Raw genomic sequence first — 13,919 nt, 5'->3', positions numbered from 1 at the left:
CGGCCCCGGAGACGTCCGTGCACGATCCCCATGGCACCCCCGACACCCCGACGGACCGCCCGCCCCGGCCCCTCGCGGGGGAGCCCCTCGTGCGGATACGGGGTCTGGGCAAACGGTTCGGCGGCACCGTGGCGCTGGACTCCGTCAGCCTCGACCTGCACCGCGGCAGCGTCCTCGCCCTCCTGGGACCCAACGGCGCGGGGAAGTCCACGATCGTCAGGGTGCTCGCCGGGGTGCTGCGGCCCGACGAGGGCGAGGTGACGGTGGCCGGGCACCCGATCGGGTCGCAGGCCGCGTCCGCGCGGACGGCCTTCATCCACCAGGACCTCGGACTCGTCGAGTGGATGACGGTGGCCGAGAACATCGCGCTGGTGACCGGCTACCCGCGGCGCCACGGCCTGATCTCCTGGAGGCGCACCCGCGCGCGCTGCGCCGAGGCCCTCGACACCCTCGCCGGGCACCTGGACGCCGACGCCCGGATCGCGGACCTCGCGCCCGCCGAGCGGTCCCTGGTCGCCATCGCCCGGGCCCTGGCCCGACGGGCCGAGCTCCTCGTCCTCGACGAGCCGACGGCCACGCTCCCCGCAGCCGACTGCGCCCGCCTCTTCGACGTCCTGCACGCGCTGCGCGACCGGGGCCACGGCATCCTCTACGTCAGCCACCGCCTCGACGAGGTCTACCGGGTGGCCGACGCCTTCGCCGTCCTGCGCGACGGCCGCCTGGTCAGCCGGGGGCCGCTCGCCGGATACGGTCCCGACCACCTGATCCGCGACATCACCGGCGGCGCGCCGGTGCGCCGCGCGCCCGCGACCACCACCGCCACCGCGACCACCACCGCCACCGCGGCCTCCGCCGGAGCCGCCGGCGTCCGGGCCGACGACCGGCCGACCGTCCTGCGCCTGGAATCCGTGACCACCGAGCGCACCGGGCCCGTGAGCCTGGAACTGCGCGCCGGGGAGATCCTCGGCATGGTGGGGCTGACCGGCGCCGGCCACATGCACCTGGGCCGCGCCCTGGCCGGCGCGCTGCCCCTGCTCGGCGGACGGGCGCTGCTCGACGGCCGCCCGTACCGCCCGCGCACCGTGGCCGCCGCCCTCGGCCGGGGGGTCGGCTTCGTCGCCGCCAACCGGCAGGAGGAGGGCTGCGCCCCCGATCTGACGGTCCGGGAGAACTTCCTGGCCAACCCCCGGGCGGCCGGGGTGCCGGCCTGGCGGCCGCTGCTGCCGCGGCGCGAGCGGCGCGAGGCCGCGGGCCTCGTCGAACGGTTCTCGGTGCGCCCGCCCGACAGCGAGGTGCCCATCGCCACCCTCTCCGGCGGCAACCAGCAGAAGGTGGTCCTCGGCCGGTGGCTGCGCGGCCGGCTGCGGGTGCTGGTCCTGGAGGAGCCCACGGCGAGCGTGGACGTCGGCGCGAAGGCGGCGATCCACCGGCTGCTGGACGAGGCGGCCGCGGAGGGCCTGGCGGTCCTGCTCGTGTCGACCGACTTCGAGGAGGTCGCCGACCTGTGCGGGCGGGCCCTGGTCTTCGTGCGCGGAGCGGTGACCGCCGAACCGGCGGGGGCCGACCTGACGCCCGCCGAGCTCACCCGCGCCGCCTCCGCCATGCCCGCCGTCACCGGAAGCGCGACGGCCCCGTGACCCGCCGGCCCTCGCGCGGGCACCTCATCGGGAGCTACGGCCTGCCGGCCCTGGCCGTCCTGCTCTTCCTCGTCTTCTCCCTCGCCCTTCCGGACACCTTCCCGACCCGGGACAACGTCACCTCGATCCTCTCCAACCAGTCGATCCCCGCCCTCCTCGCGCTCGGCGCGACCCTCCCGATCGCCACCGGCAAGTTCGACCTGTCGATCGGCTACGGACTGGGGCTCGCCCACGTCGTGGTGATGCACCTGATCGTCGAGGAGGGCACGCCCTGGCCACTGGCCTGCCTCGCGGTCGTCCTCGGGGGGACGCTGGTCGGGGCCCTGAACGGCGTCATCGTCGAGTTCGCCCGGATCGACTCCCTCATCGCCACCCTCGGCACGGGCAGCATCATGTACGCCGTCACCGGATGGCTCACCGACGGCGGCCGGATCGTGCCCGGCCCCGACGGCCTGCCCGCCGCCTTCACCGGCCTCTACGACGCCCGCTTCCTCGGGCTTCCGCTGCCCGCCTGGTACGTCCTGGCCGTCGCCGCCGCCCTGTGGGTCGTGTTGGAGCGGCTGCCGCTCGGACGGTACCTGTACGTCATCGGCTCCAACCCCCGTACCGCCGCCGTGATCGGCATCCCCACCCACCGCTACTCGGTCTACGCCTTCGCCGGCTCGGGCACGGTCGTGGGCCTCGCCGGGGTCCTGCTCGCCGCGCAGCAGCAGATCGGCAATCCGAGCGTCGGCCTCGACTACCTGCTGCCCGCGTTCGTCGGCGCGCTGCTCGGCTCGACGACGATCAGGCCCGGCCGCGCCAACGCGGTGGGGACCCTGGTGGCCGTCGGCGTGCTCGCCATCGGGCTCGCCGGGATCGGCCAGCTCGGCGCCCAGTTCTGGGCCACTCCCCTGTTCAACGGCGGCACGCTGCTGCTGGCGGTCGGCCTGGCCGGCTGGGCCGCCCGCCGGCGCCTGCGGACACGGGCCGCCGCGCAGGGGCACCACCCGCCCGCGGACCGCCCGCCGCCGGACCGCCCGCCGCCCGAACCGGCGCGGACGGACGGGGGCGCCCCCTGACCGTCCCGCTCGCCGTCGCCGTCCCCGTAGCCGCCCCCGGTCAGGAGCACCGTGTACCCGTACCGCCCGAACCTCCTCGCGGTCGCGGCCCTCGCGGCCGCCGCCGCCCTCGTCGCGGGTTGCGCCGGCGGCCCGTCGCGGTCCCCGGCGGCGGAGGGGCGCTCACCGGAGGCCTCGGCCGACGGGTGCCCGGCCGTGGTGGCGAGGGCGAGGGAGGCGGTCGGGCGGGCCGAGCGCACCGACACGGCCTGGAGCGGTCCCACGACCGGCCCGCGCGCCGTTCCCGGCAAGAACCTCGTCTACGTCGCGCAGACCATGACCAACCCCGGTGTCGCCGCCGTGGCCAAGGGCGTCCAGGAGGCCGCGGCGGCCATCGGCTGGCGGGTCCGGGTGATCGACGGGGACGGCACGCCGGCGGGCATCCAGGCCGCGCTCAGCCAGGCCGTCACCCTGAGGCCGTCGGGCATCGTGATCGGCGGCTTCGACCCGCGGATCACCGCGCAGCAGACGGCGCGGGCCGCCGCCGCCGGGATCCCGCTGATCGGCTGGCACGCGGTCGCCTCCCCCGGCCCGAGCAGCAGTCCCCCGCTGTTCACGAACGTCACCACGAGGGTGGAGGAGGTCGCGGGCATCAGCGCGGACTGGGTGATCGCCGGCTCCGACGGCCGGGCGGGGGTGGTCGTCTTCACCGACGACTCGATCCCCTTCGCCCGCAACAAGTCCGAGCTGATCAAGCGGCGGCTCGACGACTGCCCGGGGGTGCGCCTGCTGGCGACGGCGAACATCCCCATCCCGGACGCCAGTCAGCGCACCCCCCAGCAGGTGTCGTCCCTGCTGTCGCGCTTCCGGGACCGTTGGACCCATTCCGTCGCGATCAACGACCTCTACTTCGCCGACGCCGCACCCGCGTTGCGGGCCGCCGGACGCCCGGGCGGGGGCCCGCCGCTGAACATCGGGGCGGGCGACGGGGACCCCTCGGCCTTCCGGCGGATCAACAGTCGGCGGTTCCAGGCCGCCACCGTCCCCGAACCCCTGGACCAGCAGGGGTGGCAGATCGTCGACGAGTTCAACCGCGCGTTCGCCGGCCGGCCGGCCAGCGGCTACGTCGCCCCCGTGCACGTGGTGACGGCCGGGAACAGCGGCGGGGCCGACTCCTGGAACCCGCCGGGCTACCGGGAGGCGTACGAAAGGATCTGGCGCGGAGAGTGAGGACGCCCCCCGCCTCCTCCCCTCCCGACGGGCGTCGTTCGGATTCCGGTGCCAGGCTGGGGGGCGTACAGGACCCGTGAAAGGCCATCGCCATGATCACCACCGACTTCGTCCCCGGTTCCCCCTGTTGGCTCGACCTCGGAGCCCCCGACGTCCCGGCCGCGGCGGCCTTCTACGGCGCCGTCCTCGGGTGGGAGTACGAGGCCATGCGCGTCGAGGAGGAGGACGTGGAGGGCGGGATGTTCCGCAGGGACGGGAAGATCGTCGCCGGGCTCGGGAAGCTCACCGAGGAGGGCGCCCGCCCGGCCTGGATGATCTACCACAGCGTCACCGACGCGGACGCCACCACGCGGGCGGTGGAACGCGCGGGCGGCACCGTCCGGGTGGCTCCGCGCGATCTCGACGAGTGGGGTCGGATGGCCCAGTACAGCGACCCCCTCGGCGGCCAGTTCGCCGTCTGGCAGCCCGGTACGGACCGGGGCGTCGAGCTGGTGGACGAGCCGGGCTCGCTGTGCTGGACCGAGCTGTACACGACCGACGCCGCCGCCGCGAAGGAGTTCTACGGCGGCGTCCTCGGCTGGCGGTTCGGTGACATGCCGATGCCCGGCGGCGGCGAGGGCGGGGGCACGTACACCCTCATCACTCCCGAGGGGCTTCCCGACGAGCGCATGCACGGGGGGCTCATGCAGCTGCCGGCGGAGCAGCTCGACCTCACGGGCGGGCGCCCCTACTGGCACCCCGTCTTCGCCGTCGCCGACTGCGACGCGGCGGTCGCGAAGGTCCGGGAGAACGGCGGCTCCGTACAGATGGGCCCCGACGACGCCGAGGGCGTGGGACGCCTCGCCGTCTGCCTCGACCCCGCGAACGCCGACTTCGTCCTCCTCGCCCCGGCCGGCGGTCGGTAGGGCCTGTCGTCGAACTCCCGTCGTCGCCCGGAGGGCGGCCCCGCGGCGTCCGGTGCGTGCTCTCGGCGTGCCGGGCGGAAGCCCTTGTACTGGACGTACTCGGTCTTCCGCCCGGTGCGGCGAGAGCGCGTGCCGGGCGTCGCGGGGCAGGCGGGAGTTCGACGACAGGCCCTGCGCCCGGCCGCCGGGTTCAGGCGGCCGCGCCGTCCGGAAGCAGTGCCGGATCCTGGCGCAGCATCCGTTGGTGCAGCTCCCGCAGGCCGGGGGCGGGGTCCGCGCCCATCGCCTCGGCGAGACGCGTCCGGGCCTCCTCGTAGGCCAGCAGCGCCTCGCAGGAGCGCCCGGTCCGGTACAGCGCCAGCATCAGCAGGGCGACGAGCCGTTCGCGCAGCGGGTGGGCGGCGACCTGCCGGATCAGCTCGTGGACGCACTCGTACGCGCGACCGCCCTCGATGTCGGACTCCAGCCTCGCCTCCAGGAGCAGCAGCCGCTTCTCCGCCCAGCGCCGCCGCTCGGCCTCCAGGTAGGGCCCCGTCAGTCCCTCGGCGTACTCGCCGCGCCATAACCGTTCGGCCCGGTCGGCCAGTTCGCCGGCGCGCGGGCGGTCGCCGGCCTCCCGCGCGGCGAGGGCGGCGTCCACGAGCGCCCGCCGTTCCGCGAGGTCGGCGATTCGCGCGCCGGTGAGCCGGTAGCCGCTCCCGGTCCAGGTCAGCTCGGGGGCGCCGGGCACGGCGGCGAAGGCGCGGCGCAGTCCCGAGACGTACTTCTGCACCAGGTTGCGGACGTGTGCGGGGGCGGCGGCCTCGCCCCACACGGCGTCGACGAGCGAGCCGAACGACATCGACCGGCCGTCCTGGTGGAGCAGCACGGCCAGCACGGTCCGCTGCCTCGGCGGGCCCAACGGGACCTCGACGCCCCCGGACAGCGCCCTCAGCGGCCCGAGCAGCTCGAACCGGATCCCCTCGTCCTCACCCATGCGGGCGAGCCTATCCCGGGGCCGGCGGGGGCCGACGGGCGGTCCCGCGGCGGACACCGGGCGGTCGTCGGGCGGCCGGGCCGGCGGGCGTTCCAGCGGGTGTTCCAGTGGACGTTCCAGTGGGCGTGCCGGCGGGTGTGCCGGCCTCCGGTCCAGCCGGGCCCGGCATCGTCGCACCGTGAAGAGACAACCGCCCTCCCGTACCGCCCCGTTGACCCGCCTCGGCCGGCTCGCCGTACGCCGGCCCCGCGCCGTGCTGATCACCGCCCTGCTGCTGTTCCTCGCCCTCTCGGCCTACGGCGCGGGCGCCCAGAAGGACCTCCTCCTGGCCCGCTGGGACGCCCCCGGCACCGAGTCGGTCGCCGCCGCCGAGGTGCTGCGCGAGGAGTTCGCCTCCGGCAACCCGAACCTCGCCCTCCTGGTCACCGCGCGCGGTGGCGACGTGGACGCCGCCGAGGTGGCCGCCGCCGGCCGGGACCTGGCGGCGGAACTGGCCCGCCATCCGATGGTCACCGACGTCGACTCGTACTGGTCGGGCGGCGGCCCGGCCCTGCGCTCCGAGGACGGGCGCCGCGCCCTGGTCCTCGCCCGCCTGGAGGGGACCGCCACCGAGACCCGCGCCGAACTCGCCACGCTGTCGCCGCGGCTGACCCGCACCACGCCCGTCGTGGACGTCCGGGTCGGCGGCCAGGAGGAGGTCTCCCGGCAGGTGGGCGAGCAGGCCCGGCAGGACTTCCTGACCGCCGAGGTCCTCGTCCTGCCGGCCGTCCTGCTGCTCCTGATCCTGTTCTACCGCCGCACGGCCGCCGCCCTCGTCACGATCGGGGTCGGGCTGTTCTCGGTCGTCGGCACGCTCGCCGGACTGCGCGCGCTCGCGCAGTTCACGCCCGTCTCGACGTTCGCCGCCAACATCGCCCTGGTCCTCGGTCTGGGACTGGGCGTCGACTACAGCCTCTTCGTGATCAACCGCTACCGCGAGGAGCGGGCGACCGGGCACGACCAGCCGAACGCCGTGGTCCGGGCGACGGCCGCCGCCGGCCGGACCGTCGTCTTCAGCGGGGTCACGGTGGCCGCCTCCCTGTCGGCGCTGCTCGCCTTCCCCTTCTTCTTCCTCGCTTCGTTCGGGTACGCGGGCGTCCTGGTCGTCCTCACGGCGGTGGCCGGGGCGGTCGTGTTCCTGCCCGCCGCCCTGGCCCGCTGGGGCCACCGCATGGAACGCACGCCCCCGCGCCGGGAGGGGCTCTGGCACCGGGTGGCCGTGCGCGCCCTGCGCAGGCCCGCCCTGAGCGGCGCCGCCGTCCTCGGCGTCCTGCTGATCGCCGCCTCCCCCGTGCTCGGGCTGCGCTTCGGCCTGCCCGACGAGCGCGCCCTGCCCGAGGGCACGGCCTCGCGCACGACGTCCGAGACGATCCGCCGCGAGTTCGCCGCCGAGCCGACCGACACGCTCCAGGTGGCCCTCCCCGCCTCGGCCGCTCCCGCGCGGCCGGCGGACCTGGCCGCGTACGCCGCCGAACTCGCGCGCGTCCCCGGCGTCTTCCGGGTCGAGGGCCCCGAGCGGGCGGCCGGCGGGGCGGTGCGGATCGGCGTCGTACCGACCCAGGAGGCCATGAACGGCGACGTGCCCGCGCTGGTCGAGCGGGTGCGGGCGACGCCGGGCCCCCCGGGCCTCCTGATCGGGGGCTATCCGGCGGAGACCGCGGACTTCCGCGAGGCCCTGCTGGACCGGCTGCCCGTCGTCGTCGCCCTGATCCTCACGGCCACCCTCGTCATCCTCTTCCTCATGACCGGCAGCGTGCTGCTGCCGATCAAGGCCACCGTGTTGAACCTGCTCAGCCTGGCCGTGATGTTCGGCTGCCTGGTGTTCGTCTTCCAGGACGGCCACTTCGCCGACGTGCTCGGCTTCACCCCGACCGGATCGATCGAGCCCAGCGTCCCGGTCCTCATGTTCTGCGTCGTGTACGGACTGTCCATGGACTACGAGGTGTTCATGCTGGCCCGGATCAAGGAGGAGTACGAGCGCACGGGCGACACCGGGCGCGCGGTGATCGCCGGCATCCGGCGCGGCGCCCCGCTGATCACGGCCGCCGCGGGCATCCTCGCGCTGACCTTCGCCGCGTACGCGACCGGCGGGGTGGTGTTCCTGAAGGAGTTGGGCGTGGGCACGGCGTCGGCCGTCCTGGTGGACGCGACCCTCATCCGGGTGGTGTTGCTCCCGGTGTCGATGCGGATCGCGGGGCGCGCCAACTGGTGGGCGCCCGCGCCGCTGCGCCGGCTGCACGCGCGGTTCGGGATGGGCGAGGCGGCTCCGGTGCCGGTCGCCCGCGCGTCCGCCCGAACGCTCGCTTGAACACCCGCTTGAACACCCGCTTGAACACGCCCGCGGTCCTGCGCGGCGGTGGGCGGCGAAGCCGGCCGAAGGCGCGCACGCCACCCCCCGTTTTGGCAAGGGGTGACTTGCCGATGTGCGCGGGAGTCCCTGAACAGCGCAGGTACGAGAGCAATCTGGAAGATGTCGCACCCCGGAGACGTGGCTACTTTCCTAAGTACCGGGCCGCGCGGAGGCACGGTCCGGCCGACGGAATACCGGAGTTGGGGATGCGTACATTCGCTGTGCGGGCACAGAACGGAGTGGTCTGTTTCTCACCGGTGCGGGCGCTGATAGGCACCGGTGTCACGGAGGCGTGGCCGATGCCGGCCCGGGTCGCGCTGAGGTTGGTCGCGCCCGACGATCCGGCGTGCGTCGCGGACGGGGAGAGGGCGGAGGGGAGCCGGGCCGGCCCGGGAGGGCCCTCGCACTCCGCGTGGGCGGTCCGTGCCCTGGGCGCGGTCGGCCGGGCCTGGATCGATCAGGTCGGCCCGTGTCGGATCGACGTGATCGACGTGGAACTCCTCGACGACGGGAGCCGGTTGTTCTTCTCGGCGCTGGCCGACGTGTCGGGGGGTCGGGTCACGATCCGCTGCCGGGCGCGGTCCTCCGACGGTCCGGCGCCGCTGGCCCCGAGGGCGAGCGCGCGGGAGCGGCGGATCGAGGACCTGGCGTCCTCGTCCGGCAGGCTCGACGGGGAGGAGGTCGACTTCCTGTACCGGCAGGCCCTCGGCTACCTCCGCGACGGGGACGGCTGGACTGCGGAGCGGCTGCTGCGCGCGGTGTTGCCGCGGCGTCCGACGCCCGCCGTCCGGCGGGGGCTCCTCGCCGCCGGGGAGCTGCTGGGACGCCCGCCGGGCGCCGGCCCGGACCCCGGTGACCGGGCGCGCGGGGGCGCGGGTGGCGGCGGTCCGGACCTCGGCCGTCCGGGGCCGGCTCGTCCGGGGCCGAGCCGGCCGGCTCCCGACGGGCAGGCCCCCGTACGCCCGGAGCCCGACCGGCCCGCGGGCCGGACCGGGGACCGGCGCGGCGGAGCGCTGCGGCTGGGAGCGGGTTGGGAGCGGCTGGAGCGGTGGTCCGAAACGGCGGGCCAGATCGAGCGGAACGCCGTGCACAAGGCGCTGTTCGCCGTCGCCGACCGATCGGTGTTCCGGTCGTACGAGACGTACGACGATGCCGTCGAGCCGCTGGACCTTTTCGTGCGCGTCAGGGAGGGGCTCGTGCTGAAGGTCCGCATCCGCGATCTCGACACGTTCGACATCGCTCATGTGGGTCCGGTCGGGGAGGCTCCCGGCCTCGATGCGGAAACCGGCCGATTGGCCTGAATCAGTTCCCCGGCGGGCCGGTGGGTGACGCTCAACACCGGCCCGCACCAACGTGGTTGAGTCGTTCAAGTGTCCTTGACAGGGTCCATGACCTGTGGAAATGTCGGCTGCGCTCGTGATACCTGGGCTTTCTCTTTCATGAACTCGGGGGGATTTCCGATGCCGCCTCTGGATGTTTCCGGAATAGACGTCTCATCGCGGGTCCGGGCCCGCGACATTCAAATGGCGGGTGTCGCGGACATTCGCCGCCGGGTTCTGATGATCTCCGGCGCCATCGACACCGTCGACCACGACGTCTCGGTCTGCGTCAACCTTCCCGAGCCGGGGCGCTGGCAGATCATCAAGTCCGAGACGAACCTCACGGACCGCACGTGGGTGGCCATGCAGGCCGCCACCGACGAGGACTCCGTCTTCGTCAACGACGCCGAGACCCTCGTGATGTCACGACAGTTCTCCAAGTCCTTCATCACCCCCGACCAGCGCCGCCTGACCTTCTTCGGCGGCGAGGTGCGCCCCGGCGAGGCCGTGGTGAAGATGTACTCGCTGGAGACCACCGGCCGTAAGCCCACCTACGCCTACTCCCGGTACAGTCCGATCGCCACGGACAGCCCCGAGGTCACCGCCAAGACCGTCGAGCGGTTGGTCGCCGAGGGCCTGCCGCAGCGCCCGGTCATCGAGGTCATCGTCCCGGTGACGGTCATCGGGTGATCACCTTCGTTCCACCGCCGCACCTGCTGGACTCGCCCCGGGGCCGCCACTGGCCGCCCTCGCCCACGGCCGGCCCGCCGTCCGCCCCGCCGCCCACCGGGGTGGACGTGGCCATCGTCGGGGCCGGCCCCGCCGGACTCGCGGTGGCCTCCGCCCTGTGGCACCTCGGCGTGCGCGACGTGGCCCTCCTGGACCGCGACGGGCGGCCCTGCGGCCGGTTCTTCGACCGCGTCGACACCCTCCGCCAGCGCGTGCTGCGCTCCCCCTACGAGCACCACCCCGGGGTCGAGGGCTACCGCGACTGCGAGCTGCTCGACTTCGCGCGCCTGCACTGGTCGCTGCTCACCCCCGTCGAGCGCCGCGAGATACGCATGGCCCAGTCCGGGCACCGCTCCGTCGTGCCCGTCGACGTCTTCGAGGCCTACTGCCGGCACGTCGCCACCCTCCACCACGTGGAGGAGCGGACCTGGAAGGCCGACGTCGGCGAGGTCCGCCCGGCGGACGACGGGGTCACCGTCCTCGGCGACGGGTTCGCGCTGCACGCCCCGTACGTCGTCCTGTGCCTCGGCGAGGAGCGCCGCGAGGCGCCCGCCGACTGGTGGGACGGCGCGGGCACGCCCCCCGGGGTGAGCCACTGGGACCGGCCGGTGCCCTCCGACGCCCGGCGCGTGGTCGTCGTCGGCGCCGGTCTGAGCGCGGCGCACCTCGTCGCCAACGCCCTGGGCGAGGGCAAGGAGGTGCACTGGGTGGTGCGCGCCGCCGAGGAGCGCTACCAGTGCGCGGACGTCAACGCCTCCTTCTTCCGCGCCGAGGGCAGGGCCCGTTTCGACGGGACGGACTGGCAGGACCGGCTGGCGTTGATGGGCGGGCACCGTCGGGCGTCGGTCATGTTCGAGTTCCGTCCGCTGTTGGAGCGCGCCGAGGCGGAGGGACGGCTGACCGTGCACCGGGGCCGCGCCGTGACCGCCGTGGCCCCCGGGCGGGCCGGCAGCCGCGCCGTCGTGCTGGAGGACGGCGAGCGGGTCGTCGGCGATCACGTGGTCCTGGCGCTGGGCACGTCCGTCTCCAACGGCGAGGGGTTGCTGCCCGCGGAGGTCGTCGGGGCCCGTGACGGCTGGCCCGACCTCGACGAGCGGACCCTCGCCTACCGGAACTCGCCCCGGGTGTTCGCCGTCGGCGCGGCGGCCTGCATGGTGCTGGGCCCCGCCGCGCGCAACATCGACGGCCACCGGGTGGCCACGGCGCGGGTGGCCGGCGCGATCGCCGCCCGCCTGGAGGGGACCTTCGAGGCCCGTCCCGTCGGGGACCTCGCGGACAGGGAGATCGCCCGTGTCTGACCCCCTGTACGAGGCCGCCCTCGAACTCGACGCGTACGACCCGCGGTTCTCCTTCACCCCGATCGACGAGCCCGCGTTCACCGAGATCGGCGTGATGCTGATGGGGCTGGACGCGGACCGTCTGCTGGCCGGGCTCGGCATGGCGGCCCTCGCCGACGATCCGGCGCAGGTGGCCCTGGCCGTGGACCGCGTCCGGCACGGGGTGACGGCCGTCCTCGGCTTCGACGCCCTCGTCGAGGCGGGCCTGCACCGCTGGCGCTCGGCCCGCGGGGCGATCGAGGCCGCGGGAGCGCAGGGGCCTGCCCCGGTGTCGCTGCGCCGGGCCTGGGACCAGGCCATGCGCCTGCTGGCCTACTGCGACCTCGGCGACGTGGGCCCCGCCACGCTGGCGCACCTGGCGGCCTGCCGGCTGCGTCAGGACGAGATCGACCGGTACGACCGAAGCCCCCTCACCTCAGGGATCTGACACCGCGATGTCCTATCTGAACTCCCGACCCGACGGCGCGACGCTCCTCGACGTGTTCCGGAGCTTCCCGGAGACCTCGGGCCCGCTGCTCGAACTCCACGAGCGCCTGCTGCGCGGCCCGTCCCCGTTCACCGTCGCCGAGCGCGAGCTCATGGCGGCCTACGTGTCGGGGCTGAACGACTGCGCCTACTGCCACGGCATCCACACCGCGACCGCCGAGGCCTTCGGCGTACCCGAGGGCCTCCTCGCCGCCGCTCTGGAGGACCTCGACGGCTCCCCCGTCGAGGAGCGGCTCAAGCCGGTGCTGCGCTACCTCGCCGTGTTGACCCGCACCCCGGCCGCGCTGACGGAGAAGGACGCCGAGGCCGTCCGCGCGGCGGGGTGGGACGACCGCGCCCTGCACGACGCGGTGCTGGTCGCGGCCCTGTTCAACTTCATGAACCGGATGGTGGAGGGCCTCGGGATCGCGGCGGACCCGGCCTACGTGCCGATCTCCGCGGCCCGTCTCCACGAGCACGGTTACGCCGCCCTGACCAAAACCCCCACCACCTGACGCGAAGGCGCGGGAACGGCCGCCCGGCACGGAGGGATCGTGCCGGGCGGCCGTCGCGATGCGGGACGGGCCCTCGCGGGCACGCCGTCGGGAGCGGGCGCGCCCTGGGGACGGGCCGTTACGGCACGGGCTGCTGCTGGGTGACGCAGTGGATGCCGCCGCCGCCCGTGCCGAGCCGGTCGATGTTCAGCTGCTCGACGACGCGGCCGGGGTAGAGGCGGGCCAGGGTGGCCCTGGCATCCGTGTCGGCGCGGGTGTCGCCGAAGTGCGCGCTGATGACGGCCCCGTTGCAGACGTAGTAGTTGGCGTAGGAGGCGAGGAAGTCGGGGTTCGACGAGCGGATCTTGTAGTAGTCGGGGCCCTGGATCCGATCGACGCTCATGCGCGCGCCGCCGGCGGAGGTGGCCGCGGACAGGATCTGGTACTGCTGTCGGGCGTCCTTGGCGTAGACGTCGTTGTCGCTCGCCAGGGGCATCTGGACGGTGGCCCGGCCCGGGGCGAGGAAGCGGGAGGTCGCGTCGACGTGGTCGTCGGTGATGTCCTGGCCGACCACGCCGTCGAACCAGATGACCTTGGTGGCGCCGTAGGCGGCGAGCATGGCCGCCTCGATCTGTGCCTGTGACCGGTTGGGGTTGCGGTTGCGGTTCACCAGGCTGCTGCGGGTGGCCATCAGGGTGCCGGCGCCGTCCTGTTCGATGGCCCCGCCCTCCCCGACGAGACCGGCCGAGGTGAACGGCACCCCGACGTGGGAGGCGATCCGGCCGGCGACCAGGGCGTCCCGCGCATGGGTCTGCTTGTTGCCCCAGCCGTTGAAGTTCAGGCCGACGGCGTCGAGACGACCGGTCCCGTCGGTGCGGAAGACCGGCCCGCTGTCGCGCATCCAGCAGTCGTCGACGGGGATGGTGGTGAGGACGGTGACGGTGGAGCCGCACTGGGAGCGGGCCTTGGCCGCGCTCGCGGGGTTGGCGCACAGGTAGACCGGCTCGTACTTGGCGATGGTGCGGGCGATGAGCGCGATGTCCGACTGGACACCGGCCAGTTTGCCGCCCCAGATGGAGGAACTGTCCGGCCAGGCCATCCAGGTGCGGGTGTGGCGGACGTCCTCGATCGGTACGCGGAACGCCCCTGCGGCCGTCGGACGGAGGGCGGAGGCGGCCCGGGCCCGTCCTTCGGTCGCCGCCAGCGCGGCGGCGGCGGCGGTCAGTCCCGCGGCCGTCAGGAAGCGGCGCCTTCCCATGCCCCCGCCTGCGGGCCCCGCGGGCGTCCGGTTCACCACGTGATCGTTCATGAGGGGTTCCTCCGATGGTCAACTCCCCGCTCTGGCAACGGGGTTGGCCGGAAAGCTAAAACTGACCAAGCGCTCGGTCAATAGTTTGG

General features: G+C 74.5%; 12 protein-coding genes. 10 read left to right on the top strand and 2 right to left on the bottom strand.

Features of this window, described 5'->3' with window-relative positions; all coding sequences use genetic code 11:
• The first annotated feature begins 89 nt into the window (after nt 1-89).
• From AB0D01_RS13735 to AB0D01_RS13720, 4 genes are all read left to right on the top strand, one after another.
• The gene (locus tag AB0D01_RS13735; RefSeq protein WP_363055399.1) at nt 90-1,637 is read left to right on the top strand and encodes a sugar ABC transporter ATP-binding protein; all 1,548 of its coding nucleotides are present in this window, start codon (nt 90-92) and stop codon (nt 1,635-1,637) included.
• Nucleotides 1,634-2,698 (top strand): ABC transporter permease, encoded by a 1,065-nt coding sequence (locus AB0D01_RS13730; protein WP_363055332.1) that lies wholly within the window; start codon nt 1,634-1,636, stop codon nt 2,696-2,698. The genes AB0D01_RS13735 and AB0D01_RS13730 overlap by 4 nt, the downstream gene beginning before the upstream one ends.
• A gap of 51 nt (nt 2,699-2,749) precedes the next feature.
• Entirely contained in the window at nt 2,750-3,907 is a 1,158-nt protein-coding gene (locus AB0D01_RS13725) for a substrate-binding domain-containing protein (protein ID WP_363055331.1), read from the top strand.
• A 92-nt stretch (nt 3,908-3,999) separates the two neighbouring features.
• Nucleotides 4,000-4,812 carry a VOC family protein gene (locus AB0D01_RS13720; protein ID WP_363055330.1) on the top strand — a complete coding sequence of 271 codons (813 nt, stop codon included), beginning with the start codon at nt 4,000-4,002 and terminating at the stop codon, nt 4,810-4,812.
• A 190-nt stretch (nt 4,813-5,002) separates the two neighbouring features.
• Here AB0D01_RS13720 and AB0D01_RS13715 read toward each other — a convergent pair whose 3' ends face one another.
• A complete protein-coding gene (locus tag AB0D01_RS13715; protein WP_363055329.1) occupies nt 5,003-5,788 on the bottom strand; it encodes an AfsR/SARP family transcriptional regulator in 786 nt (261 codons plus the stop codon).
• A gap of 178 nt (nt 5,789-5,966) precedes the next feature.
• On the opposite strand from AB0D01_RS13715, the gene AB0D01_RS13710 reads away from it, so the two are divergent.
• The 6 genes from AB0D01_RS13710 to AB0D01_RS13685 all read left to right on the top strand — a co-directional run bounded on the left by AB0D01_RS13710 (nt 5,967) and on the right by AB0D01_RS13685 (nt 12,542).
• Nucleotides 5,967-8,135, top strand: a complete 2,169-nt coding sequence (locus AB0D01_RS13710) for an MMPL family transporter (RefSeq protein ID WP_363055328.1) — start codon at nt 5,967-5,969, stop codon at nt 8,133-8,135.
• Between the two features lie 248 nt (nt 8,136-8,383).
• Nucleotides 8,384-9,478: a DUF6235 family protein gene (locus AB0D01_RS13705; protein ID WP_363055327.1), complete on the top strand. Its 1,095-nt coding sequence runs from the start codon at nt 8,384-8,386 to the stop codon at nt 9,476-9,478.
• Nucleotides 9,479-9,700: 222 nt separating this feature from the next.
• A complete protein-coding gene (locus AB0D01_RS13700; RefSeq protein ID WP_363055326.1) occupies nt 9,701-10,186 on the top strand; it encodes a DUF6423 family protein in 486 nt (161 codons plus the stop codon).
• The gene (locus AB0D01_RS13695; protein ID WP_363055325.1) at nt 10,183-11,523 is read left to right on the top strand and encodes an FAD-dependent oxidoreductase; all 1,341 of its coding nucleotides are present in this window, start codon (nt 10,183-10,185) and stop codon (nt 11,521-11,523) included. Before AB0D01_RS13700 ends, AB0D01_RS13695 begins: the two co-directional genes overlap by 4 nt.
• Entirely contained in the window at nt 11,516-11,989 is a 474-nt protein-coding gene (locus AB0D01_RS13690; RefSeq protein WP_363055324.1) for a DUF6187 family protein, read from the top strand. The genes AB0D01_RS13695 and AB0D01_RS13690 overlap by 8 nt, the downstream gene beginning before the upstream one ends.
• A gap of 7 nt (nt 11,990-11,996) precedes the next feature.
• On the top strand, nt 11,997-12,542 hold the full coding sequence (locus AB0D01_RS13685; protein ID WP_363055323.1) for a carboxymuconolactone decarboxylase family protein: 546 nt from the start codon (nt 11,997-11,999) through the stop codon (nt 12,540-12,542).
• A gap of 118 nt (nt 12,543-12,660) precedes the next feature.
• Here AB0D01_RS13685 and AB0D01_RS13680 read toward each other — a convergent pair whose 3' ends face one another.
• Nucleotides 12,661-13,830: an agmatine deiminase family protein gene (locus tag AB0D01_RS13680; protein WP_363055322.1), complete on the bottom strand. Its 1,170-nt coding sequence runs from the start codon at nt 13,828-13,830 to the stop codon at nt 12,661-12,663.
• Nucleotides 13,831-13,919: the final 89 nt, after the last annotated feature.

It is taken from the genome of Streptomyces sp. NPDC048606, from assembly GCF_040650855.1.
In the GTDB taxonomy this organism is placed as follows: Bacteria; Actinomycetota; Actinomycetes; order Streptomycetales; family Streptomycetaceae; genus Streptomyces.
The sequence above is the reverse complement of the archived record's forward strand: the minus strand, read 5'-3'. Positions and strand labels throughout refer to the sequence as shown.

Coding starts and splice junctions, on each gene's coding strand:
- AB0D01_RS13720 (WP_363055330.1), top strand. CDS start 4,000: ATGATCACCACCGACTTCGTCCCCGGTTCCCCCTGTTGGCTCGACCTC.
- AB0D01_RS13715 (WP_363055329.1), bottom strand. CDS start 5,788: ATGGGTGAGGACGAGGGGATCCGGTTCGAGCTGCTCGGGCCGCTGAGG.
- AB0D01_RS13705 (WP_363055327.1), top strand. CDS start 8,384: ATGCGTACATTCGCTGTGCGGGCACAGAACGGAGTGGTCTGTTTCTCA.
- AB0D01_RS13700 (WP_363055326.1), top strand. CDS start 9,701: ATGGCGGGTGTCGCGGACATTCGCCGCCGGGTTCTGATGATCTCCGGC.
- AB0D01_RS13685 (WP_363055323.1), top strand. CDS start 11,997: ATGTCCTATCTGAACTCCCGACCCGACGGCGCGACGCTCCTCGACGTG.
- AB0D01_RS13680 (WP_363055322.1), bottom strand. CDS start 13,830: ATGAACGATCACGTGGTGAACCGGACGCCCGCGGGGCCCGCAGGCGGG.